Origin of the sequence: Streptomyces sp. NPDC053069 (assembly GCF_044546895.1) — a bacterium.
GTDB lineage: Bacteria > Actinomycetota > Actinomycetes > Streptomycetales > Streptomycetaceae > Streptomyces.
Window position 1 is genome coordinate 47,365 of record NZ_JBITZN010000002.1, and the last position, 23,356, is coordinate 70,720.

General features: G+C 72.6%; 19 protein-coding genes. 13 read left to right on the forward strand and 6 right to left on the reverse strand.

The window, feature by feature from the left end:
* Positions 1-77 precede the first annotated feature (77 nt).
* From ACIGXP_RS03860 to ACIGXP_RS03870, 3 genes are all read left to right on the forward strand, one after another.
* Positions 78-1,853: a protein kinase gene (locus ACIGXP_RS03860; protein ID WP_399763675.1), complete on the forward strand. Its 1,776-nt coding sequence runs from the start codon at positions 78-80 to the stop codon at positions 1,851-1,853.
* 194 nt (positions 1,854-2,047) lie between these two features.
* Positions 2,048-3,856, forward strand: coding sequence for a protein kinase (locus ACIGXP_RS03865; protein WP_399763678.1), 1,809 nt, complete (start codon positions 2,048-2,050; stop codon positions 3,854-3,856).
* 79 nt (positions 3,857-3,935) lie between these two features.
* Complete coding sequence (locus ACIGXP_RS03870; protein WP_399763681.1) at positions 3,936-5,591, forward strand: serine/threonine-protein kinase; 1,656 nt, start codon at positions 3,936-3,938, stop codon at positions 5,589-5,591.
* On the opposite strand, the gene ACIGXP_RS03875 is transcribed toward ACIGXP_RS03870, so the two are convergent.
* Positions 5,578-6,498, reverse strand: a complete 921-nt coding sequence (locus ACIGXP_RS03875; RefSeq protein ID WP_399763683.1) for an AraC family transcriptional regulator — start codon at positions 6,496-6,498, stop codon at positions 5,578-5,580. The two genes, ACIGXP_RS03870 and ACIGXP_RS03875, sit on opposite strands and share 14 nt — an antisense overlap.
* A gap of 72 nt (positions 6,499-6,570) precedes the next feature.
* Between ACIGXP_RS03875 and ACIGXP_RS03880 the strand changes: the two genes are divergently transcribed.
* The 4 genes from ACIGXP_RS03880 (at position 6,571) to ACIGXP_RS03895 (ending at position 12,094) form a co-directional block, all read left to right on the forward strand.
* Positions 6,571-7,473 carry an MBL fold metallo-hydrolase gene (locus tag ACIGXP_RS03880; protein ID WP_399763686.1) on the forward strand — a complete coding sequence of 301 codons (903 nt, stop codon included), beginning with the start codon at positions 6,571-6,573 and terminating at the stop codon, positions 7,471-7,473.
* 46 nt (positions 7,474-7,519) lie between these two features.
* Complete coding sequence (locus tag ACIGXP_RS03885) at positions 7,520-8,467, forward strand: serine/threonine-protein kinase (protein ID WP_399763688.1); 948 nt, start codon at positions 7,520-7,522, stop codon at positions 8,465-8,467.
* A gap of 136 nt (positions 8,468-8,603) precedes the next feature.
* A complete protein-coding gene (locus tag ACIGXP_RS03890; protein ID WP_399763691.1) occupies positions 8,604-10,217 on the forward strand; it encodes a succinic semialdehyde dehydrogenase in 1,614 nt (537 codons plus the stop codon).
* A 98-nt stretch (positions 10,218-10,315) separates the two neighbouring features.
* On the forward strand, positions 10,316-12,094 hold the full coding sequence (locus ACIGXP_RS03895; protein ID WP_399763694.1) for a GMC family oxidoreductase N-terminal domain-containing protein: 1,779 nt from the start codon (positions 10,316-10,318) through the stop codon (positions 12,092-12,094).
* Positions 12,095-12,669: 575 nt separating this feature from the next.
* Here the strand turns inward: ACIGXP_RS03895 and ACIGXP_RS03900 are convergent.
* Positions 12,670-12,972 (reverse strand): chorismate mutase, encoded by a 303-nt coding sequence (locus ACIGXP_RS03900; RefSeq protein ID WP_363214744.1) that lies wholly within the window; start codon positions 12,970-12,972, stop codon positions 12,670-12,672.
* A gap of 240 nt (positions 12,973-13,212) precedes the next feature.
* Between ACIGXP_RS03900 and guaA the strand changes: the two genes are divergently transcribed.
* Positions 13,213-14,793 carry a glutamine-hydrolyzing GMP synthase gene (gene guaA / locus ACIGXP_RS03905; RefSeq protein ID WP_399763698.1) on the forward strand — a complete coding sequence of 527 codons (1,581 nt, stop codon included), beginning with the start codon at positions 13,213-13,215 and terminating at the stop codon, positions 14,791-14,793.
* A gap of 3 nt (positions 14,794-14,796) precedes the next feature.
* On the opposite strand, the gene ACIGXP_RS03910 is transcribed toward guaA, so the two are convergent.
* Positions 14,797-15,261 (reverse strand): pyridoxamine 5'-phosphate oxidase family protein, encoded by a 465-nt coding sequence (locus tag ACIGXP_RS03910; RefSeq protein WP_399763701.1) that lies wholly within the window; start codon positions 15,259-15,261, stop codon positions 14,797-14,799.
* Positions 15,262-15,401: 140 nt separating this feature from the next.
* On the opposite strand from ACIGXP_RS03910, the gene ACIGXP_RS03915 reads away from it, so the two are divergent.
* The gene (locus tag ACIGXP_RS03915) at positions 15,402-16,196 is read left to right on the forward strand and encodes a class II aldolase/adducin family protein (protein WP_363214747.1); all 795 of its coding nucleotides are present in this window, start codon (positions 15,402-15,404) and stop codon (positions 16,194-16,196) included.
* Here the strand turns inward: ACIGXP_RS03915 and ACIGXP_RS03920 are convergent.
* Positions 16,189-17,076 (reverse strand): DUF4429 domain-containing protein, encoded by an 888-nt coding sequence (locus ACIGXP_RS03920; RefSeq protein ID WP_399763704.1) that lies wholly within the window; start codon positions 17,074-17,076, stop codon positions 16,189-16,191. The two genes, ACIGXP_RS03915 and ACIGXP_RS03920, sit on opposite strands and share 8 nt — an antisense overlap.
* A 189-nt stretch (positions 17,077-17,265) precedes the next feature.
* Between ACIGXP_RS03920 and ACIGXP_RS03925 the strand changes: the two genes are divergently transcribed.
* Positions 17,266-18,546 carry a hypothetical protein gene (locus tag ACIGXP_RS03925; protein WP_399763706.1) on the forward strand — a complete coding sequence of 427 codons (1,281 nt, stop codon included), beginning with the start codon at positions 17,266-17,268 and terminating at the stop codon, positions 18,544-18,546.
* Between the two features lie 209 nt (positions 18,547-18,755).
* Positions 18,756-19,286 carry a DoxX family membrane protein gene (locus ACIGXP_RS03930; RefSeq protein ID WP_399763709.1) on the forward strand — a complete coding sequence of 177 codons (531 nt, stop codon included), beginning with the start codon at positions 18,756-18,758 and terminating at the stop codon, positions 19,284-19,286.
* Positions 19,287-19,446: 160 nt separating this feature from the next.
* Here ACIGXP_RS03930 and ACIGXP_RS03935 read toward each other — a convergent pair whose 3' ends face one another.
* Both ACIGXP_RS03935 and ACIGXP_RS03940 read right to left on the reverse strand, forming a co-directional pair.
* Positions 19,447-19,653, reverse strand: coding sequence for a hypothetical protein (locus ACIGXP_RS03935; protein ID WP_399763712.1), 207 nt, complete (start codon positions 19,651-19,653; stop codon positions 19,447-19,449).
* Entirely contained in the window at positions 19,640-21,103 is a 1,464-nt protein-coding gene (locus tag ACIGXP_RS03940) for a PspC domain-containing protein (RefSeq protein ID WP_399763715.1), read from the reverse strand. Before ACIGXP_RS03940 ends, ACIGXP_RS03935 begins: the two co-directional genes overlap by 14 nt.
* Before the next feature lie 175 nt (positions 21,104-21,278).
* Here ACIGXP_RS03940 and ACIGXP_RS03945 point away from each other — a divergent pair, with 175 nt between their 5' ends.
* Positions 21,279-22,604 carry a PspC domain-containing protein gene (locus tag ACIGXP_RS03945; protein ID WP_399763718.1) on the forward strand — a complete coding sequence of 442 codons (1,326 nt, stop codon included), beginning with the start codon at positions 21,279-21,281 and terminating at the stop codon, positions 22,602-22,604.
* The gene (locus tag ACIGXP_RS03950; protein WP_363214755.1) at positions 22,601-23,344 is read left to right on the forward strand and encodes a response regulator transcription factor; all 744 of its coding nucleotides are present in this window, start codon (positions 22,601-22,603) and stop codon (positions 23,342-23,344) included. Before ACIGXP_RS03945 ends, ACIGXP_RS03950 begins: the two co-directional genes overlap by 4 nt.
* Positions 23,345-23,356: the final 12 nt, after the last annotated feature.

The following is a 23,356-nucleotide window of genomic DNA, read 5'->3' on the forward strand; positions in this document are numbered from 1 at the left end:
CACCCCGCTGGTTCCCAGTCGGCAGGCCGGTCCTTAACCTGACCCTGTCAAGAGCATTGCGGGGCAACGTGAATCAGATGCAGGGCCTGCTCATAGCGGGCCGCTACCGGCTCGCCGATTCCATCGGCAGCGGCGGCATGGGCCGGGTGTGGCGTGCCCACGACGAGGTACTGAACCGGACGGTTGCCGTCAAGGAGTTGACCGCCGCGCTCTACGTCTCCGACAGCGACCGGGCCGTTCTGCTCGCCCGCACCCGGGCCGAGGCCCGCGCCGCCGCGCGCATCAACCACTCCGCGGTCGTCACCGTGCACGACGTCCTCGAACACGACGGCCGCCCATGGATCGTCATGGAGCTGGTCGAGGGCAACTCGCTGGCCGACGCGGTCAAGGAACAGGGGCGCGTCGAGCCGCGGGAGGCCGCGCGGATCGGCCTGTGGGTGCTGCGGGCGCTGCGCGCCGCGCACTCCGCCGGGGTACTGCACCGGGACGTCAAGCCCGGCAACGTCCTCCTCGGCCGCGAGGGCAGGGTCCTGCTCACCGACTTCGGCATCGCCCAGATCGAGGGCGACTCCACCATCACCCGCACCGGAGAGGTCGTCGGCTCCGTCGACTACCTCGCGCCCGAACGGGTGCGCGGCCACGACCCGGGCCCGGCCTCGGACCTGTGGGCGCTCGGCGCCACGCTGTACACGGCGGTCGAGGGCCGGTCCCCGTTCCGCCGAACCTCACCGCTGAGCACCATGCAGGCGGTCGTCGAGGAGGACGCCGACGAGACGCGCCACGCCGGTGCGCTCGGCCCCGTCATAGCCGCCCTGCTGCGCAAGGAGCCGGACCGGCGGCCGAGCGCGGAGGAGACGGAGCAGATGCTCGCCGAGGCGGCCGAGGGCCGCCGCCCGCACGCGGCCCAGGCGTTCGTCCCGACGCAGGGCTCGGGTGTGCACACCGGGGGGACGGGCAGCCGGGCCGCATCGGGTTACGGCCCCACCGGCCCCACCTCCGGTTACGGCCCCACCTCCGGTTATGGTCCCACGGGGCCCACCTCCGGTTACGGCCCCACCGCCCCGGTGCCCGGATACGAGTCCGCGGGGACCGCCTCCGCCTACGGCCCCGGAACGCCCGGGGCCCCGGGCCGCTCCATGACCGGTCCGACGGCCGTGGCGCCCACGCCGCAGGGCCCGGCACCGGTACGGCCCAGGCGCCGGCTGCGCACCCTCGCCCTCGTGGTCGCCGTCGCGGCCGTGCTCGGCGGCGGCGCGGCGGTCGCGTTCCAGGAGTGGGGCGCCATGGAGAGCGACACCAGGATCAGCGGCGGTGCGGACCCGGCCACGACGGCACCCTCTGCGAGTGCCGACGCCACGCCTGGCTCCGACGGCGCGGCTCCCACCAACTGGGAGCGGCGCAACGATCCGGTGGGCTTCAGCATCTCCCTGCCCAAGGGGTGGAAGCGGACCGTCTCCATCGACCAGGACGGCCTCCGGCAGGTCGACTACTCGCCCGACAAGGGCAAGCACCTCGTGCGGGTCGCCGTCGACACCGCGCCGGACTTCCGCACCGCGTACGAGCACATGACCAACCTGAACCAGCGGGTCTCCCGACGGCTACAGCGCTACAAGCAGCTGAGCCTCAAGGAGGAGCTCTTCCGCGACCAGCCGGGCGTCCGCTGGGAGTACACGTGGGACGCGCTGGCCAAGGACCCGCCGCACTACTTCCCGGGGCCCTACCACGCGATCGACGTCGCGTACATGGAGAGCAACGGCACCGAGTACGCCATCTACGCGGCCTCGCCGGCCGACGACTGGGCCACCACCAGAAAGCAGTTCGACTGGATCCTGCGGGGCTTCCAGGAGGGCTGACCCGAGCGGAACAGAGGGTTCCGCTGTCGCTGTGGCCGCTCTCATCGCCCCGGAGCGAGTGCGGGGGAGCGGCCGGGCCGCGAGGAAGTCCTGCCTCCGCTGCTGCATGATTCAAGCCACGCCCCTGGCCGGACGGCATACTTGGCCGATCGCCGTCCCGGAAGGCGTCCGTCCGATGCGGCATGATGGGGCGCATGGGGACCGAGGGGGACGTCTTCCGTGTGATCGCGGACCGTTACCGCCTGGAGGCACGCATCGGGCGTGGCGGCATGGGCGTCGTATGGCGGGCCGTCGACCAGGTGCTGGGACGGCGTGTCGCGGTCAAGGAACTCCTCCCGGACGACTCCCTGGCCGAGGACGACGCGCGGCGCCGCCGGGACCGTACCTTCCGCGAGGCGCGGGCGGTCGCCCAGTTGCGGCATCCGCACATCATCGTCGTGCACGACGTGGTGGAGCAGGACGAACGTCCCTACCTGGTCATGGAGTTGGTCGACGGCGGTTCGCTCGCCGACCGGATCTCGCGGCAGGGCCCGGTCGACGCCGCCGAGGCCGCACGGATCGGTATCGCCCTGCTCAGCGCGGTGCACACCGCGCACGAGGCGGGGGTGCTGCACCGGGACATCAAGCCCGCGAACGTCCTGATCGAGTCCGGCACCGGACGGGTCGTGCTGACGGACTTCGGGATCGCGCAGGTGGAGGGCGCCACCACGCTCACCGAGACCGGCTCCTTCGTCGGCTCGCCCGAATACACCGCGCCGGAGCGGATGTCGGGGCTGCGCACCGGGCCGGAGTCCGACCTGTGGTCGGTGGGCGCGCTGCTGTGCACGGTGCTCAGCGGCGAGTCGCCGTTCCGGCGCGACTCGCTCGGCGGCATCCTGCACGCCGTGGTCGCCGCCGAGATCCGGCCCCCCGCCGAGGCCGAGCCGCTGCTGCCGGTCGTACGGGGACTGCTGGAACGCGACCCCGACCGGCGGCTCGGCGCCGCCGCGGCCGAGCAGATGCTGCGGACGTTCCTGGAGACCGGCCGGACACCGGAGGCCCCGGGACCGCCCGGCACCCCGGCCGCCGGGCGCGGCCACCGGATCGGCGGGAGCCGGCCCCCGCGGCCCGGCGCGACGGGAAGCCGTACGCCGAGGGCCGACGCCACGGGGAGCGGCGCGCCGAGCTCAGGAGCCACGGGCGGCGGCCGTACGCCGCAGGCCGCCGGCCTCCACCCGCCCACCGAGCCTGCCGTTGCCCAGCAGGGACCGCAGCCGCCCACCGCGTCCGGGCCGGCGGCCGAACCCCCGCCCCGCACGTCCACGCGCGGGGTGCTGGTCGCGGCCCTGCTCGTCGCCGCGCTGGCCGGGGCCGGCGTGTCGGCGGCGGCGCTGCTGCTGCACCGGGACGGCGACAGGGGCGGCGGCAACCCCGGCGGTACGGTGACGTCCCCGGCGACCGGGTCCGGTACGCGCCCGACGTCGCCGCCGGCCTCGTCCCCGGCACCCGGCACCGCCGTGCCGGCCCCCACCGCGACACGCCCGACGCCGACCGGCCCCGCCTCGACCGACTCGCGCACCGCGCCCTCCGGATACCGCACCGCCCGGGACCCGGCCGGCTTCTCCCTCGCCGTACCGCAGGACTTCACCCGCAGTCCGCAGGGCGAGCGCGTCTTCTACCTCTCGCCCGGCCAGACCTTCCGCCTCGGTGTCAGGACGACCGGTCCGCAACCGGGCGGCCCCCGGGGCGCGATGGAACGGTCGGCCGCCAAGGGCCCCGCCACCAACCCCGGTTACCGCGACGGCCGGATCACCCCCACCACGCACAACGGACACCCCGCCGCGCTGTGGGAGTTCACCTGGGACGGCTTCAGCGCGGCGGAGGGTCCGCGCCACACCTACGACCTGTGCTGGGAGGAGGCCGGGCGGATGTACGACGTGTGGGTGTCGGCGCCGGTCGGCAAGGTGCGGGAGGCGCGGGAGTACTTCGACGTGGCGGTCGACACCTTCCGGGCGGGCTCCTGACCGGCCGCTCGGTCACGGGTGTGTGACCGGTTCGCGTTCCCTGTGGCTGCGGGCGCCGGTGGCGCGATATGGATGATTCATGAGCAGTGACGGGGGAGTCGGTCACGGCACCGACGACACGACGAGTTTTGTTCTGCAACCGCCGCAGCCGCCGCAACCGCAGTCACACATGCAGCCGCACACGCCGCCGCACCCCGTCCCGCCCCCGCGGCAGGAAGCCGGGGCCGGGCGGCTGATCGCCGGTCGGTACCGGCTGCTCGGCAAGCTGGGCCACGGCGGGATGGGGACGGTGTGGCGGGCCGAGGACGAGACGGTGGACCGGGAGGTCGCCGTCAAGGAGCCCCGCCTCCCGGGCGACCTTCCCGAACGGGAACGCGCCAACGCCTTCGAGCGCATGCGCCGCGAGGCCCGCGCTGCGGCCCGCCTCGACCACCCGGCGGTGGTGAACGTCCACGACGTCGCGGTCGTCGACGGCCGGCCCTGGATCGTGATGGAGCTGGTGCGCGGCCGCAGCCTCGGCGACGTGCTGCAGGAGGGGACGCTGGGCGCGCGCGAGGCGGCCCGGATCGGTCTTCAGGTGCTCGGCGCGCTGGAGGCGGCGCACGCGGCGGGCGTCCTGCACCGGGACGTCAAGCCCGACAACGTCCTGCTCGGCCGGCACGACCGGGTGGTGCTCACGGACTTCGGCATCGCGCAGATCGAGGGCGACTCACGGCTCACCGACACCGGCGGATTCGTCGGCTCGCCCGAGTACATCGCGCCGGAGCGGGTGCTGGGACAGCGGCCCGGCCCGGCGAGCGACCTGTGGTCCCTGGGCGTGCTGCTCTACACGGCCACCGAGGGCGTCTCGCCGTTCCGCCGCAGCAACACCCCGGCCACCCTGCAGTCGGTCCTCAACTCCACCCCGGCCGCGCCCGCGTCCGCCTCCGGCCCGCTGGCCGAGGTCATCGACGGGCTGCTGCGCAAGGACCCCGCGCACCGGCCGCCGGCCGACCGGGTCCGGACGCTGCTGGAGCAGGCGGTACGGCCCCCGGCCCCGCCTGCCCCGCAGGCGCCCCCCGCACCTCTGGCGCCGACGCAGCCCGGCCGGGCCGTGCCGCCCGCCGGCCGTTCCCGGCGCCTTCGCCGTACGGCGTGGCTGGCCGCGGGCGCGGTGCTGGTCGCGGCGGCGGTGGCGGCGTACCTGGTCCTCGCCGACCCCTTCGCGGGCCCGCTGCCCGACGGCTGGGCGAAGAAGCCGGAGGCGAAGCTCGGCGCCACCGTCGCGGTGCCCGCCGGGTACCAGCCGATCCGGCCCGCCAAGGACGCCACCGACAGGAACTGGGTGACGTACGAGGACGCGAGCGGCAGTGTGTGGGTCGAGCTGCATCTGGCGCGGAGGGCGGACGACTCCCTGCACGAGATCAAGAACAGCGCGCGGTCCCAGATGTACGCCGACGACGAGAAGTTCCGGACCGAGGGCGACTACACCCTGAACATGCCCAAGGGCGCGCGCACCCAGCCGGACGACACGGCCACCTATCACGGCGGACAGGCCGCGAAGAACACCGTCGGCTACAAGACCGACGACAGCGACGGTCCGCGCCCGCGCGAGATCCAGATCTTCTACTACCGCACGGGCGCCGGAGACATGTACACGCTCACCGTCGGCTACCCCGGCCAGGGCGACTTCACGGCGCGCGGCCGGGAGGTGGCCAGGGCGGCGATCGCCAACCTGGACATCACGAAGTCCTGATCCCCGAGGCCTCGCGGTACCGGCCCGGTGTGATCCCGAACGCCCGGCTGAAGGCGTGCGAGAGGGCGTACGGGCTGCCGTACCCGGTCTCCCGTGCCACCGTCGCGAGCGGCGCGTCGGTGGCGCGCAGCCGGGTCGCCGCGAGGGTCAGCCGCCACCAGGTCAGATAGGCCATCGGCGGGCGGCCGACCAGGGTGGTGAAGCGGCGGGCGAGGGTGGCGCGGGAGACACCGGCCTCGGCGGCGAGGCGGTCGGTCGTCCAGGGGGCCGCCGGATCGGAGTGCAGGGCGCGCAGCGCGGCCGTCGTCACCGGGTCGCCCAGCACCGCCGGCCACGCGCCCGTCTCCGCCCGGGCCATCCAGGCGCGGATCATGTAGATCAGCAGGAGGTCCAGCAGGCTCGGCAGGGCGAGGCAGCCGCCCGGCCGGCGTTCGTCCAGCTCACGGGCGAGCAGGTCGACGGCCGTGCGCAGTTCGGGGTGGTCGCCGACCCGGTGGGGCAGATGCACCACCTGCGGCAGCTCCGCCAGCAGCGGATGCGTACGGCTGCGGTCGAGCCGGTACTTGCCGCACAGCAGCTCGACGTCGGGCCCCGGCCCGGGGCGTCGTACGTCCGTGTCCCGCACCGTCTCGAACGGCACTGCCCGCCGCGCTTCGGCCTCCGTCGCCGTACGGTCCGCCAGTACATGGCCGGCGCCGTGCGGCAGCAGCACCACGTCCCCCGGGCCCAGGTCCACCGGATCGCCGCCCCCGTCCGGAAACAGCCGGCACGCGCCGCTCAGCACGACATGGAAGCCGGCCCCCTCGTACGGGGACAGACGCACGCACCAGGAGCCGCTCACCCGCAGCCGGTTCGACGAGGGCTCGCCCACCCGGACCGTGGAGATCGCATCACTCACCACATCCATGAGACGACAGCGTATCCGAGCGCGCCGAACAAGCATTGGAATGCTCACACCGTGGCTCCTAGGGTGATCACCATGGCTGATGACCAAGTTCAGAGTTTCCTGATCGGCGATGTCGAGGTGCTCCGCATCATCGAGTGGCGGGGGCCGCACCTGCCCGGCGGCACCCTCGTACCGGACTGCCCTCCCGAGGTGTGGAGCGCGCACGAGGAGGACCTGGTCCCCGATCACCGGGAGGCCGGCGGTGACCGGGCCGTGGTGGCGGTCCAGACCTGGGTGGTGCGCGGCGGCGGCCGCACCGTGGTGGTCGACACCGGCGTCGGCAACGGCCGGGAACGGCCCGGCAATCCGCTCTTCCACCGGCGGCAGGGACGGTTCCTGGACCGCCTGGAGGAGGCCGGCGTCCGCCCGCAGGACGTCGATGTCGTCGTCAACACCCACCTGCACAGCGACCACGTCGGCTGGAACACCCGCGACGCCGACGGCGAGTGGATTCCCACCTTCCCGCACGCCCGTTACCTCCTCCCGGCCGCCGACGACGCCCACTTCGGCCCGGCGGGCGGGTACGCGGGCGGGGCGCGCCCGCTCGACCGGCTCGTCTACGAGGACAGCGTGGCGCCCGTGCACCGGGCCGGGCAGGCCGTGCTGTGGGAGGACGAGTACCGGATCGACGCACAGCTCGTCCTTGAGGCCGCTCCCGGTCACACCCCGGGCTCCTCCGTCCTGCGCGTCGAGTCCCGGGGTGAGCGGGCCGTGTTCGTCGGGGATCTGCTGCACAGCCCGGTGCAGATCCTGCACCCCGAGTGCAGCAGCTGCTTCTGCCTCGACCCGCGAAGGGCGGCCGAGACCCGGCTGCGGGTCCTGGAACGCGCGGCGGCCGAACGGGAGTTGGTCGTCCCCGCCCACTTCGGCGGTGCCAGCGCGGTGGAGGTGAGGAAGGCGGGGGCCGGTTTCACCCTGCACCGGTGGGCCGTCTGAGCGCACCGCTTCGACAAGGGGGTGGTGCTCACGGTACTCATGTGACATGAGTGGAGACGGCGAACACCCGCCCGACGCACGTCTGATCGGTGGCCGCTACCGGCTGGCCGGACGCCTCGGATCCGGGCCCACCGGAACCGTCTGGCGGGCCCGGGACGAACAGGGGCAGGGGCGCCGGGTCGCCGTCAAGGAGCCGCTGCTGCCCGGCGATCCGGCCGATGACGAGGAAAGCAGCCGTATCGCCCGCCGGCTCTACCGGGAGGCCCGCGCCGCCGCCCGGGTGCGCCATCCCTCCGCCGTCACCGTGTACGACGTCGTCATCGAGGGCCATGTCCCCTGGATCGTCATGGAGTTGGTGGAGGGCGAGTCCCTGCAGGAGGCCCTGCGCCGAGGGTCCCTCCCGCCCGCCGAGACCGCCCGGATCGGGCTCGCCGTCCTCGGTGCACTGCGCGCCGCGCACGCCGTCGGCATCGTGCACCGGGACGTCAAACCGGCCAACGTCCTGCTGGAGTCCGGCACCGGGCGGGTCGTCGTCACCGACTTCGGCACCGGCGACGGCCACCCGGCGGACGCGCCCGCCGGTTTCGTGGCCCCCGAGCGCGCCGCGGGCCCCGGCGCCGGCCCGGCCTCCGACCTGTGGTCGCTGGGCGCCCTGCTCCGCGCCGCCCTGGGGGACGCGGACCCCGGCCCGCTGGGCCCGCTGCTGGACCGGCTGCACGCCGACGAGCCCGCGGCGCGCCCGGGTTCCGAGGAGGTCATGACGGCACTGCGCGACTACCTCGGACCCACACCGGAACCCGACACTCCACGGGAACCCGACACCGCACCGGAACCGTCGCCCTCGCCGGACCCCTCGCCGGCACCGTCGTCGGCACCCTCACCGGAAGCCTCATCGGCGCCCGAGCCGGCGCCCCCGCCGCCCCCCGACCCCCGCCGCCGCACCCCGCGCACCGCGCTGGGACTGCTCCTGGCGAAAAAAGCCGGACTCCAGTGATCGTTCTGCTCGTCGCCCCCTCAACGCCCTGATCAGCACATTCCCTGCCAGTGATCACTGGCAGCATGTGAGCACTCGGTGAATCCCCGTTACCGACGGGTACACAAAGACCCCGCTCCGGCATACCCTGCGCGTCATGACGGACACGCAGGCCCCGGACAGCACCGGCACCAACCCCCTCGCGCCCGCACCCGAAGGCGTCCGCACCGCCGCCGACGTGGTCACGCCGGAGCTGGTGGCCCAGCTCACCAAGGGCGTCGTCGGTTCCGGCCGTACCGCCAACCACACCCCGTTCACCGGTGAGAAGCTGGCCGACCTGCCCGAGTCCACCCCCGAGGACGTACAGAAGGCCTTCGAGGCGGCGCGTACCGCACAGGCCGTGTGGGAGAAGACCCCGGTACGGCAACGGGCCGCCGTCCTGCTCCGCTTCCACGACCTGGTGCTGCAGCGGCAGGCCGAGGTGCTCGACCTCATCCAGCTGGAGACCGGCAAGGCCCGCCTGCACGCGCACGAGGAGGTGCAGGCCGTCGCGGTCGCGGCCCGCCACTACGGCCGCAAGGCCCCCGCCTACCTGCGGCCCAAGCGGCACACCGGCGCCGTGCCCACGCTCACGAAGGTCACCGAACTCCGCCATCCGCGCGGTGTCGTGGGCCAGATCGCCCCGTGGAACTACCCGCTGGAACTGTCGGTCGGCGACGCGCTGCCGGCCTTCGTCGCGGGCAACGCGGTCGTGATGAAGCCGGACACCGAGACCTGCCTCACCGCCCTGTGGGCCCGCGACCTGCTCATCGAGGCGGGTCTGCCCGAGGGCGTCTTCCAGGTCGTCCTCGGCGAGGGTCCGGTCGTCGGCCCGGAGGTCGTCAGGCACGCCGACTACGTCTCCTTCACCGGTTCCACCCGCACCGGCCGCGAGGTCGCCCAGGGCGCCGCCGCCCGTCTGGTCGGCGTCTCCCTCGAACTCGGCGGCAAGAACGCCATGCTGGTCCTGGACGACGCCGACATCGAGAAGGCCGCCGCCGGCGCCGTACGCGCCTGCTTCTCCTCCGCCGGACAGCTCTGCATCTCCATCGAGCGGCTGTACGTCCACGAGTCGGTCGCCGACACCTTCCTGGAGCGTTTCGCCGCCCGCACCAGGGCCATGCGGCTCGGCAACTCCCTCGCCTACGGCGCCGACATGGGCTCGCTGGTCGGCGAGCGCCAGCTGAAGACCGTCGAACGGCATGTGGAAGAAGCCGTCGCCAAGGGGGCGAAGGTGATCGCGGGCGGGGTCGCCCGCCCGGACATCGGCCCGTACTTCTTCGAGCCGACCATCCTCGACGGCGTCGAGAGTTCCATGTCCGTGTGCGAGGAGGAGACCTTCGGCCCGGTCGTCTCGATCTACCGCTTCAAGACCGACGACGAGGTGATCGAGCGGGCCAACGCCACGCCGTACGGCCTGAACTCCTCCGTCTGGACGAAGAGCGCCGCGCGCGGCCGGGCCGTCGCCGCCCGCCTGCGCACCGGCACGGTCAACGTCAACGAGGGCTACGCACCCGCCTACGGCAGCGTCCAGTCCCCGATGGGCGGCATGAAGGACTCCGGCCTCGGCCGCCGCCACGGATCCGAGGGCATCCTCAAGTACACGGAGGCCCAGACGGTGGCCCAGCAGCGACTGCTTCCCATGGCGCCGTCGCTGGGCATGACGGACGAGGGCTACGCCCGCTTCATGAGCACGAGTCTCCGCCTGATGAAGGCATTCCGGTTCAGGTGATTCCCCAGGGGCGCGGGGCTGCATTTGATGTGCGGCTCCGCCGCAGGGGCGCAACCAACCACAAACGGCCCGCACGCGAAACTCAACGAGGAGACCCCGTGCCCCAGGACGCTTACGACTACGACGTCCTCGTCATCGGCTCCGGCTTCGGCGGATCGGTATCCGCCCTGCGCCTGACAGAAAAGGGTTACAAGGTCGGCGTGCTGGAGGCGGGACGCCGCTTCACCCGCGACACCCTCCCCAAGAACTCCTGGGACCTGAAGAACTACCTCTGGGCCCCCAGGCTCGGCATGTTCGGCATCCAGCGCATCCACCTGCTGGGCAACGTCATGGTGCTGGCCGGCGCGGGCGTGGGCGGCGGCTCTCTCAACTACGCCAACACCCTCTACGTACCGCCGAAGGCCTTCTTCGACGACCCCCAGTGGCGGGACATCACCGACTGGCAGGAGGAGCTGAAGCCGTACTACGACCAGGCCCAGCGCATGCTCGGCGTACGGCTCAACCCGACGATGACCCCCTCCGACGTGCATCTGAAGGCGGCGGCCCAGCGGATGGGCGTCGGCGACACCTTCCACCTCGCCCCGGTCGGCGTGTTCTTCGGCGACGGCAAGGACGCCGACGGCAAGGCGAAGGCCCTACCCGGCGGGCAGGTGAACGACCCGTACTTCGGCGGCGCAGGACCCGCCCGCAACGCCTGTACCGAGTGCGGCGAATGCATGACCGGCTGCCGGCACGGGGCGAAGAACACCCTGAACGAGAACTACCTGTACCTCGCCGAGAAGGCGGGCGCGGTGGTCCACCCCCTGACGACGGTCGTGTCCGTCACGGACGACTCACGCGGCGGGTACGCGGTGGCGACCCTGCCGACGGACCGGAAGAAGAAGGGCGAGGGCCGGCTCTTCACCGCCCGCAGGGTCGTCCTCGCGGCCGGCACGTACGGCACGCAGACCCTGCTGCACCGGATGAAGGCCGGCGGCCAGCTGCCGTACCTGTCCCAGCGGCTGGGCGACCTGACCCGGACCAACTCCGAGGCGCTGGTGGGCGCACAGACCGACAACCGCCGCTACCGCAGGGCGACCGGCGAGCCGAAGGCCGACTTCACGCGGGGCGTCGCGATCACGTCCTCGGTCCACCCGGACGAGAACACGCACATCGAGCCGGTCCGCTACGGCAAGGGCTCCAACTCCATGGGCGGCCTGTCGATCCTCCAGGTGCCGTACGCCGAGGGCTCCTCCCGGGCGCTGGCCTGGCTGACGAACGCGGCCAGGCACCCGCTGCTGGTCCTGCGCTCCCTCTCCAACCGGCGCTGGTCCGAGCGGACCATCATCGGCCTGGTGATGCAGTCGCTGGACAACTCCCTGACGACGTACCTGAAACCGGACGGAATCGGCAAGGGCCTGCTCACCGCCCGCCAGGGGCACGGCGCTCCCAACCCCAAGCAGATCAAGGCCGCCACGGAGGCCGCCTCCGCGCTCGCCGCAGAGATCAACGGCTTCGCGGGCAGCAACGTCGGCGAGCTGATGGGCACCCCGCTCACCGCGCACTTCCTCGGCGGCTGCCCCATCGGCGACTCCCCGGAGACGGGTGTGATCGACCCGTACCACCGCCTCTACGGCCACCCCGGCATCTCGGTCGTGGACGGCGCCGCGGTCTCGGCGAACCTCGGTGTGAACCCGTCGCTGACGATCACCGCGCAGGCCGAGCGGGCGATGTCCTTCTGGCCGAACAAGGGCGAGGAGGACCCGCGGCCGGCGCCAGGAGCGGCGTACGAGCGGCTGAAGCCGGTGGAACCGCAGGCCCCGGTGGTCCCGGCGGAGGCCTTCGGCGCGCTGCGCCTGCCGTTCCTGGGGATGCCGGCCGTACCGCCGAAGCACTAGCCGGGCGGGACACGCCAAGAGGGACCTGCATCCCCCTCCGAAGGCAGGTCCCTCTCAGTGTTCTTCAGTTTTTTCGATTCGGCAGGTTTGATCGGCGAAAGAAGAGAAGGGTTGCTTCGGGCACACCGAATATTCATGTGGTGTGGGTCACAGACATGCCGAAAGGCCCCGCGGGACGGAGAGGCCGCGGGGCCTTTCTTCGGTCAGCACCGACGTCAGGGCAGCGCCGGTGCCTGAAGGGCGGCGCGGGGGGTTGCGCCGCTGGTACTTGGGTGGGTGTGCAGTTCTTCCGCCGGCCGGCCCCGGGCGTCCCCGGAGCCGGCCGTTCTCTGGGGTGACCGGGCTGCTGTCCCCTGCCGTCCGGTCACTTCCCTGGAGCGAGGTCCCACGGCGCACGGCACGACCCGTACGCCTCACCGCTCCAGCGAGCCACGCGTGGTTCTGTCGGGCCCGCCCCTGGCTGGCACGGACACCCCGCTCAACGAAGCGGTGCGGGGACCGGTCACGCGCCGTACGGGTGAGAGGGCTCGAACTCGGATACGGCCCCGGCACAGGACTCGGACACGGCACAGGACTCAGATACGGCCCCGGCACAGTTCGAGCAGGGTCATGGCGAGGTTGGTGCCGGGCTTGCCGAGGGCCTCGCGGTAGCGGCCGAGGATCTCCATCTCGCGGGAGAGGTGCACCCGGCGTCCACCGGAGGCGATGCGGGTCTGCTGGACGACGGCGGAGACGGCCATCCGTTCCTGGATGAGACCGATGATCCGGTCGTCGAGCGCGTCGATGCGCTCACGGGCGTCCGTGATGGTCTCTTCCGGGGTGACGGTACTGGTCATGTCGGGGCTCCTCGATCGGAAGGGGAGTCCCCGGGACGACACGACCCGGAAAACGACAGGCGCCCCGGGCCTTGTCGGCCCGGGGCGCCTGGGAAGTCGCTTGGCGTTGCGCTCAAGCAGCACGACCATGGCAGCCGGCGGGCCGGGTGCCATAGGTAAAGACGAAGGTCGTGTGCTGAAGCATGGGGTCAGTATGCCATGGCGAAGTCCAGGGGAAGCCTTCCCGCCCACACCGTTAGACTCGTTAGCACAGACCCCCGCCCGACCACCAGAAGGCACCCCGTGTCATCAGCGACTTCCACTGCCGCCAACCCCGACACCGTCCTGGTCGTCGACTTCGGCGCGCAGTACGCCCAGCTCATCGCCCGTCGCGTCCGCGAGGCGCGGGTCTACAGCGAGATCGTGCCGAGCACCATGCCGGTGAAGGAGATGCTCGCCAAGAACCCCGCGGCGATCATCCTCTCCGGCGGCCCCTCCTCGGTGTACGAGGCGGGTGCTCCCACGCTCGACCGCGAGATCTTCGAGGCCGGCGTCCCCGTCTTCGGCATGTGCTACGGCTTCCAGCTGATGGCGCAGAGCCTCGGCGGCACCGTCGACAACACCGGCGCCCGCGAGTACGGCCGTACCGACCTGCACGTCTCGAAGAACTCCTCCACCCTGTTCGAGGGCACCCCGGACGAGCAGCACGTGTGGATGTCGCACGGCGACGCCTGCTCCGCCGCCCCCGAGGGCTTCTCGGTCACCGCGTCCACGGACGTCGTCCCGGTCGCCGCGTTCGAGAACGACGAGAAGAAGCTCTACGGCGTCCAGTACCACCCCGAGGTCATGCACTCCACGCACGGCCAGCAGGTGCTGGAGCACTTCCTGTACCGGGGTGCGGGTCTGAAGCCGGACTGGACGACCGGCAACGTGATCGAGGAGCAGGTCGCCGCGATCCGTGAGCAGGTCGGCGACAAGCGCGCGATCTGCGGTCTGTCCGGCGGCGTGGACTCCGCCGTCGCCGCCGCCCTCGTCGCCCGTGCCATCGGCGACCAGCTGACCTGCGTGTACGTCGACCACGGCCTGATGCGCAAGGGTGAGACCGAGCAGGTCGAGAAGGACTTCGTGGCCGCGACCGGCGTCAAGCTGGTCGTCGTGGACGCCGAGGAGCGCTTCCTGACCGCGCTCAAGGGTGTCTCGGACCCCGAGGAGAAGCGCAAGATCATCGGCCGTGAGTTCATCCGCGTCTTCGAGCAGGCGCAGGCGGACATCATCGCCGACGAGGGCCCGGCCGTGGAGTTCCTGGTCCAGGGCACCCTGTACCCGGACGTGGTCGAGTCCGGCGGCGGCACCGGCACCGCGAACATCAAGTCGCACCACAACGTCGGCGGCCTGCCCGAGGACCTCGAGTTCAAGCTGATCGAGCCGCTGCGCAAGCTGTTCAAGGACGAGGTCCGCATGGTCGGCCAGGAGCTGGGCCTGCCGGAGGAGATCGTCCAGCGCCAGCCGTTCCCCGGTCCCGGGCTCGGCATCCGTATCGTCGGCGAGGTCACCAAGGAGCGCCTGGACCTGCTCCGCGACGCGGACGCCATCGCCCGCGAGGAGCTGACCGCGGCCGGCCTCGACCGGGACATCTGGCAGTGCCCGGTGGTCCTCCTCGCGGACGTCCGTTCCGTCGGCGTCCAGGGCGACGGCCGCACCTACGGCCACCCGATCGTGCTGCGCCCGGTGTCCTCCGAGGACGCCATGACGGCCGACTGGTCCCGGCTGCCGTACGACGTCCTGGCCCGTATCTCGACCCGGATCACCAACGAGGTCCGGGACGTCAACCGGGTCGTCCTCGACGTCACCTCGAAGCCGCCGGGCACCATCGAGTGGGAGTAGGCCCTACGCGCGCCTGAGCGTGCGCAGGGACGCACCGGGCGTCCAGATCTGGACGACCAGATACCGGTCGTCCTCGACATAGGTACGCACGACCTCCGTCAGCTCGGTGCGGAAGAGGTGGAACGGCTCCGGCGGTTCCACCTCTTTCGCGTACCCGGACTTCCGCTCGCCCTCCACCTCGTACGCCCGCCCCGCGATCCGTACGTCCCCGCCGCCCATCCCCGTGCCGTCGCCCGGGTTCGCCTGGAGCGCGAAACGCGGGTCGCGCCGCAGGTCGAGGGCTTTCCGCGAGCCCGCCATCATGCCGAGCCACAGCTCACCGCCGCGGAAGTCGGCCTCCAGTCCGGACGTGCGCGGCGAGCCGTCCCTGCGGAGGGTGGCGAGGACGTGATGGCGGAAGGCACCGAACCGCTCCTCGGTGATCGCTGCCAGTTCGGGTTCTGCGGTGCTGAAGGATGCCCAGTTCATGCGCGCCAGTCTCACCGGCAAACCGGACAACCTCTGTCGTGTATTCACCGCGTACGTCATCTTTACAAAACAGCTCTGCCCTTTTGCGCTGACCGGCGGTAACTTCCGGCGCGTACCGCAATCCGCCCGCTGGAGGACCTATGCACGGGCCCACCCCGCCCCTGCCGCTGCCCACCGACCAGCTGCAGTTCGCCATGCCGCCGATGCACGAGTCGGTGGAGGCCGAGCGCAGGCACCGCAAGGAGCGGCTCGCGGGAGCCCTGCGGATCTTCGGCCGGGCCGGGTTCGAGGACGGGGTCTCCGGGCACATCACCGCCCGCGACCCGGAGTTCACCGACTGCTTCTGGGTCAACCCGTTCGGGATGCCGTTCAAGCACGTCACCGTCAGCGATCTCGTCCTCGCCAACCAGGACGGACAGGTCGTCGAGGGCCGCTACCACGTCAACCAGGCCGCGTTCACCGTGCACGCCCAGGTCCACGCCGCCCGCCCCGATGTCGTCGCCGTCGCCCACTGCCACTCCGTGCACGGCCGCGCCCTGGCCGCGCTCGGCGAGCTGATCGACCCCATCACCCAGGAGAGCTGCGCCTTCTACGAGGACGTCGCGCTCTACGACGCCTACACCGGCGTCACCGTCGACACCGAGGAAGGCCGCCGGATCGCCGGTGCCCTCGGCTCCCGCAAGGCGCTCGTGCTGCGCAACCACGGACTGCTCACCGTCGGCGACTCGGTGGACGCGGCGGCCTGGTGGTTCATGTCGATGGAGCGGTCCAGCCAGGTGCAGCTGATGGCGAAGGCGGCCGGCCGCCCGGTCCTCATCGACCACAAACTCGCCGTCGCCACCCGCGAACAGCTCGGCGGCGACCTGGTGGCCTGGATCAACTACCAGCCCCTGTGGCAGGACATCAGCCGCAGCGAACCGGACCTGCTCAGCTGAACCCCCTGAGCACCGCCGCCTTGGTCATCGCGAACTCCTCGTCCGTGAGCACCCCGTCCCGGTGCAGCTCGCCCAGCTCCCGCAGCCGGCGCAGCAGGGCGTCATGGTGGTCGGCCTGCCCGGGTACGACCGTCCGCCGCCGGTCCCGGCCGTCGTAGGCGGCACCCGTGCGGGTGGAGGGATGCGGCAGCCGGGTGGTGACGGCCGTCGCGACCAGCGCGGTCAGCAGATCGCGCCGCACGCTGCCCCACAGGTCCAGGGTGTAGGGGTCCCGCTCGGGCGGCAGCTTGGAGAACACCGTCTCCGGGGTCACGAACCGCAGAAAGCCGTCCTCGTACCCGGAATTCGGCAGCCACTCCACCTGCACCAGGTCTCCGAGCGCGATGATCCGCGGGCCGGTGGCGCGTTTGACCCGGTCGGAGGTGTCGGCCCAGTCGATGCGCACCTGTGCGCCGTCGAAGGAGACCGTGCCGTCGGAGCACCGCACCGACACCGGCACCGGCGGGCCCGGCAGCAGATAGGCGGTCGTGGGCTCCTTGGGGATCCGGTCGAGGAGCAGGGCGTGCCGGATCTCCTCGGCGACGTACTCCGCGACCCCGCCGCGGTCCGCGTCCACCGCCAGCCGGTAGGGGTCGGCCGGGTCCGGCAGCCGCCCGCCCGTCGCCTGGAGCAGCGGATCGGCGCCCTCGCGCAGCCGCATCCGCAGCCGGCCACGCTTGCGCTCGGGTTCGTAGACGACGTCCGAGACCGCCTCCAGGGGAACGGAGATCTCCCCGTACGTCTGCCGGAACAGCGGCACGCAGCGGTGCAGTCCGGGCGTGATCCGGATCGTGCTGCCGTCGAAGGCCCAGGTCCCGTCCCGCTGGATGATCTCGGCCATACGGAAATTCTCGCAGCCGGGTCAACACAGCGGCCCGTACTTCACCCGCCGTGACCCGGACCGACGGCCCCGGGCGGCCCGTCTTAGGGCACAATTCGCTGTCGACGCAAGGCAGTTGCGCGGCAGCGAGGTCCTCCGACGGAGGGCCGCCGGCCGTGCCGAAGGTCGTGGGGAAGGCGGGCGCCGGGCGTGGCGGTGCAGGAGGCGAGGCAGGGCACGGGTGCCGAGGCGATCCATGAGGGCGGCTGCGCCTGCGGGGACTGCCCGCACGGCGCCCGGGAGGGGCACCGGCGGGCCGTCGCCGCGTTCCTGCGCCTGCGGGACGACTACGCGGCCGGGCAGGGCCTGCCGGCGGCCGTGGCGCACTCCGCCTCGGCGTCCCGCCGGTGGGTCTCCGAGGAACTGACCCAGCGGGCGGAGGCCGTCGCCGAACGCGGCCGCGCCGAGGGCGAGGCCTGGCTCGCCCGGCTCTGGCTGCGGACGGTCTGCACGGTGTGGGGCGCGGTCCTCGCGCTGCTGCTCGGCGAGGCGCTCACCGCGGTCGGCGCGGGCTGGAGCGGCGCCCGCACCGCGGCCCTCGCCGCCGCGCTCGTCGTCGCCATCACGCTCAGCGCCGCCTCCTGGCTGCACCGGGCGCGCGGCGGGGCACTGGCCCCGGTGATCGGCGAGGACAACCGGATGTCCACCTCCCGTACGGTCGCCGCCTGTTGGGTGCTGTTCGTCGGTTACGCCGTCCTGCTGCTGGCGGCGCGGCTGGCCGCCGCCTCCGACCACGCCGAACGCGACGCGCTGATCTCCGGCCTCGCCCTCGCGCGCGGCGCCGGCGTGGTGACCGTCCTGGCCGTGGTGTGCGGCATCGCGATACTGGTCCGCCGGGTGGTGGGCCTGCGCGTTCTCGCCCAGCGGCTGCAGAAGGTACCGGCGCACCGGCCGCGCGCCGCCGATCTGCTCACCGACGACTCCGGCCGGGGCGCCTTCGCCGACATCCAGTACGTCGCCATCAGCGCCGTCGCCCTGCTGTTCGCCGCCGTACGGCTGGCCCGCCGCCCCGACCAGCTGCCCGACCTGCCCTGGGGGCTGGGCGTGGTGGTGCTGGTCTCGGCCGCCACCTACCTGGCCGGCAAGTACGCCGAGGGCGGCCGCCCGGTCGTCCTGTCCGTGGTCCGGGTCCGCGAGCCCGGGGACCTGGACGGGCCCATCCGCACCGGCGACGACATCGAGATCCGCGGTGCCGGCTTCGTGCCGCCCGGTGCCCGCGGTGCCGACCGGCTCTCCCGCATGGTGGTCCGTATCGGCGCCGTCGATGTGCACGTCCCGCTGGTCCCCGTCACCGGCGGCTTCCGCAACCCCACGGACAATGTCCTGACCGTGCCCGTACCGGCCGATGTCGAGCCCGGGGCGGTGGAGGTGCAGGTGGTCACCGCGGCCGGGATCGCGACCAACCGGTGCATCGTCCAGGTGACCGAATGAACGACGTGCACCACCCCCGCCCTTCTGGACCGGCCGGACCACGACCGGCCGTGCGGCGGATCAGGGCCCGCACCTGACGGCCCCCTTCGGCGTCCTCGCACGGGGCGCCGAAATCCGGAAAAAGACCCGGGATCGGATTGAACTGCCTCCCCTTGTCGTACGTATGGTCAGTGAGGGGCTCAACGGCGGGCGAGAGGCGGCTGGCGACGATGACGCACGGCATCCGGACGGACACGCACACCACCGGCTTGAACGGTTTCCGCGGCTGGCGGGACACCGCCACCCACTACGCCCTTCTGCCCCTCCGTGTCTTCCTCGGCGTCACTTTCCTCTACGCCGGCCTCGACAAGCTCACCGACAGCGCCTTCCTGAAGTCCGGCGGCGCCGGATCCGTCGGCGACACCATGCGCGCGGCCCGCGACTCCGCCGCCGTCCCGGCCCTGGTCGACCTGGCCCTGAAGGCCCCGGCCGGCTTCGGCTACGCCATGGCCCTCGGTGAACTGGCCGTCGGCATCGGCACCCTCCTCGGTCTGCTCGGCCGGCTCGCCGCGCTCGGCGGCGCGCTGATCTCGCTCAGCCTGTGGCTCACGGTGAGCTGGGCGACGAGCCCCTACTACTACGGCAACGACCTCGCCTACCTGATGGCCTGGCTGCCCCTGATCCTCGCCGGCGCCCCCTACCTCTCCCTCGACGCGGCCTGGCGAGCCCGGCGCCGCCGGACGCTGGGCGGCCACCGCTAGCCCGGCCGCGCCCCGAAGGGCCGCGGAGCCCTGTCCGGTCCCCGGCCATCGCCGCGATGGTGGACCCCGGGTTCGAGCGAAGCCGAGAACGCGGGGAGCGACCAGCCACCACGGCGCCGCAGGCGCCGGACGGCACATCGTGGCACGTCCAGCGGAGCGCTCAGCTCTCGGCGCCGCCCCGTCTGCGTATCCCCCGGGCCACGGCTGCCGTGAGACCGGCCAGACAGAGGCCGCCCACGATCAGCGGCACGACCGCGAACCAGGGTGTTTCCCACAGCCCGCCCGCGTCTCCGGCGAAGGCCGCACCCGCGGCGGTGAGGAAGAGCCCGGCGACCAGCCTCCCGGGCTGGAACTCATGACGCAGCACGACTGACCTCCACCTGTCCCACGCCGACCCCGAGCGTGAGGTTCAGCGTGCCCGTGTCCTTGGCGCCCCTGGCCGGAGCCAGCGTCACGTCTGCATGCCTGCCGGGCTGCACGTCCACGTCCTTCCCGCTGTCCTCGGGCGACCGGATGTCGCCCACTCCTACGTCGATCGTCATCCGCACGGTCACGTCCGCCGGCACGATCACCTTCAGCTGCCCCGCGCCCACATGGGCGTCGGTCGTGACCGTCCGGCCCTTGCCCGGATGCACCCGGCTCAGGTCCAGCGTGCCGCGCCCGGTGCCGAGGTCGTACTCCGGCTGTACCTGTGCCGTCGCGGCGGGCATCCAGGAAGTGTCCCTCCAATGGGTGGTGATGTCCTTGGGCAGGGCCGCCGCCCCGGCGAGCAGCGCCGCCGTGACGATCGCCAGGAACACCGTCCCGGCTCCCGTGCGGCCCAGGAACGAGCTGACCGCGACGCCCAGGCCGAAGACTCCCAGCGCACACGCCAGACCGGTCTGCAGACTGGTGCCGAGCGGATGCGTGTCCCACGTCAGCCCGGTGCCGAGGCCGCCCGCCACCAGAGCCAGCAGGAACACCCAGCCGCCGATCCAGCGCGGCTCGCGCGGTCTCGGGGGCGCAGCGGGCCGCGGCTGTATGGAGCCGTGGTGGGTCCAGGGGAGGGCGACGCCGACGTCGGCCACCGAGGTGAGGTCCCGCCGGCGGGCGTCGCCGGGCCCCCACAGATAGCCGGTGCCGCCGTCATGCGTGCCGTCCTTGACGATCGGGTCACGCCACCAGGACGGATAGGTGGTGACGACCGGCGGGGCCTGTGCCTCCGGCGGGGCGTCGGCGGCGGCCTGCGCGGCGAGCGGGTCGGGGTCGGGGGCACCACGGCGCCGCGACCAGTACCCGGCGCCCGCCAGTAGCAGGGAGAGCACCACGGCGAAGGTCAGCACCCCGCCGTTTCTCAGCATGGTCAGGAAGATCCCGCAGCCGACCAGGGCGAACAGCACGGCGGCGAGTGCCTGGCCGTCGACCCGGCCCGTCAGCAGCTTGCGGACCTCGTTCTCCTCCTCGTCCTCGTACGGCACGAGGAGCCAGGCGAACCCGTAGAAGATCAGGCCGATGCCGCCGGTCGCGGACAGCACGGCCAGCGTGATCCGGAAGATGACCGGGTCCATGTCGGTCTGCCGGCCCAGGCCCGCGCACACGCCCGCGATCATCTTGTGCCGGCGGTCGCGCCGGAACCGCTCGGGGGCTCCGGCGGCCGGCTGCTCCTGCTGCAGTGCGTCGGCATCGGCGTGGGCGTGTGCGTCGGTGTGGGTGCCGGTGCCGGCCGCTCCCGTCCTGTCCGTCGCGGCGGGCGCGGCATCCGTCGGTCCGGTGCCCGGGGCCGGGCGCGGGCCGGGGCCGGGTCCCGGACCCGTCGCGGCGTGCTCGTGATCCGTCATGCGTCCATGGTGACGGCCCGGCCGCCACCGCGGCAGCCGGGACGACCCTGGGCGAACCCTGAAATCGGCCCTGAGACCGGGCGGGGAACCGTTCGAACGGCGCGGAAGCGCCACCGCCCGGTGCTCCCCGACCCGGCCCCGCCGAAGATCAGGGGCGTCTCGGGGGCCGACCCTGATGCCTGGCCCCGCCGGCCGTGTGACCATCGTTGGCATGCCGGAAGCCGCAAGCCTGCCAGTCGACGACCCGCGGCCGCCGCGCAAGCTCTACCGCAGCAGCGACGGACGCTGGCTCGGCGGAGTGGCGCGGGGCCTCGCCGGGCATCTCGGGCTGCCCGTCATCTGGGTGCGGCTCGCCTTCGTCGGCCTGTTCATGGCTCACGGATTCGGAGCGCTGCTGTATGCGGCGTTCTGGTTCTGGGTCCCGCTCGGCGTCGGCGGCGTCGTGGAGCAGAAGCAGTCGCTCTTCGGCAGCGAGACCGCGCCGGACGGCCGCCGCAGACTCGTGGCCCGCAAGCCGGACAAGGGCCAGATCGTCGCGCTGCTCCTCATGGTCATCGTGTCCGTGGTCTTCGTCAGCAGCGTCAATCTGGGCAACGGCGCCAAGGTGTATCTGGTTCCCGCCGTCCTCGTCGCGGCCGGTGTCGCCCTCGTCTGGCGCCAGGCGGACAACGCCCGCAGAGCCCGCTGGGTCGAGGTCGGCCGTCGGCGCCGCACCCTCACCCTGCTGCGCGCGGCCGGCGGTGTCCTGCTCGTCACGGCCGGTGTCTCCGCCGTCTTCGTGCTGCAGGGCTCGGCCGCCCACCTCGGCGCGGTCCTCCAGGCGGCCCTCGCCGTCCTCGTCGGCATCACGCTCCTCGCCGGCCCGTACCTGGTCCGTATGACCCAGGACCTGTCCGAGGAGCGCCTGATGCGCATCCGCGCCCAGGAGCGCGCCGAGGTCGCCGCCCATGTCCATGACTCGGTGCTGCACACCCTCACCCTGATCCAGCGCAACGCCGACAACGCGAACGAGGTCCGCCGCCTCGCCCGCGCCCAGGAGCGCGACCTGCGCACCTGGCTGTACAAGCCGGAGGGCACCGGCAAGGACGAGGCCGACGAGCCGGACACGGTCGCCGAGGCGGTGCGGCGCAACGCCGCCGAGGTGGAGGACAAGCACGGGGTGCCCATCGAGGTCGTCATCGTCGGCGACTGCCCGCTGGACGAGAGAACCGGCGCGCAGATGCAGGCCGCGCGCGAGGCGATGGTGAACGCCGCCAAGTACGGTGGCGAGGGCGGCGCCGTACAGGTCTATGCCGAGGTCGAGGGAAGCACGGTCTTCGTGTCCGTGCGCGACCGCGGCCCGGGCTTCGACCCCGACTCGATACCCGCCGACCGCATGGGTGTCAGAGAATCGATCATCGGCCGCATGGAGCGCTACGGCGGCACGGCCCGGCTGCGGTCGGTGCCGGGCGGCGGCACGGAGGTCGAGCTGGAGATGGAGAGGGCGGAGAAAACGGCATGAGCGACGCGACCGAGGCGAACGGCACGGCGGGAGGCGCCGGGGCGACCGGGTCCGGGGCCGCCGACGGTGGTGCGGGCGGACGGCACGTACGGGTGGTGCTCGTGGACGACCACCGTATGTTCCGCGCCGGTGTCCAGGCCGAGATCGGGCAGACCGCCGAGACCGGCGTCGAGGTGGTCGGCGAGGCCGCGGACGTCGACCAGGCGGTCACGGTCATCACCGCGACCCGGCCCGAGGTGGTCCTCCTCGACGTCCACCTGCCGGGCGGCGGCGGTGTCGAAGTGCTGCGCCGGTGCGCGGCGTTGGCGGCGGACACCGAGCGGCCGGTCCGCTTCCTCGCGCTGTCCGTGTCGGACGCGGCGGAGGACGTGATCGGTGTGATCCGCGGCGGCGCCCGCGGTTATGTCACCAAGACCATCACCGGCACCGACCTGGTCGACTCCATCTTCCGCGTCCAGGAGGGCGACGCCGTCTTCTCCCCGCGGCTGGCCGGGTTCGTCCTCGACGCCTTCGCCTCCACCGACGCCCCGCCCGTGGACGAGGACCTGGACCGGCTCACCCAGCGCGAGCGCGAGGTGCTGCGGCTGATCGCCCGTGGCTACGCCTACAAGGAGATCGCCAAGCAGCTGTTCATCTCGGTGAAGACGGTCGAGTCCCATGTCTCGGCGGTGCTGCGCAAGCTCCAGCTGTCCAACCGTCATGAACTGACCCGCTGGGCGACGGCCCGCCGACTGGTCTGACCCCTGCGGCGC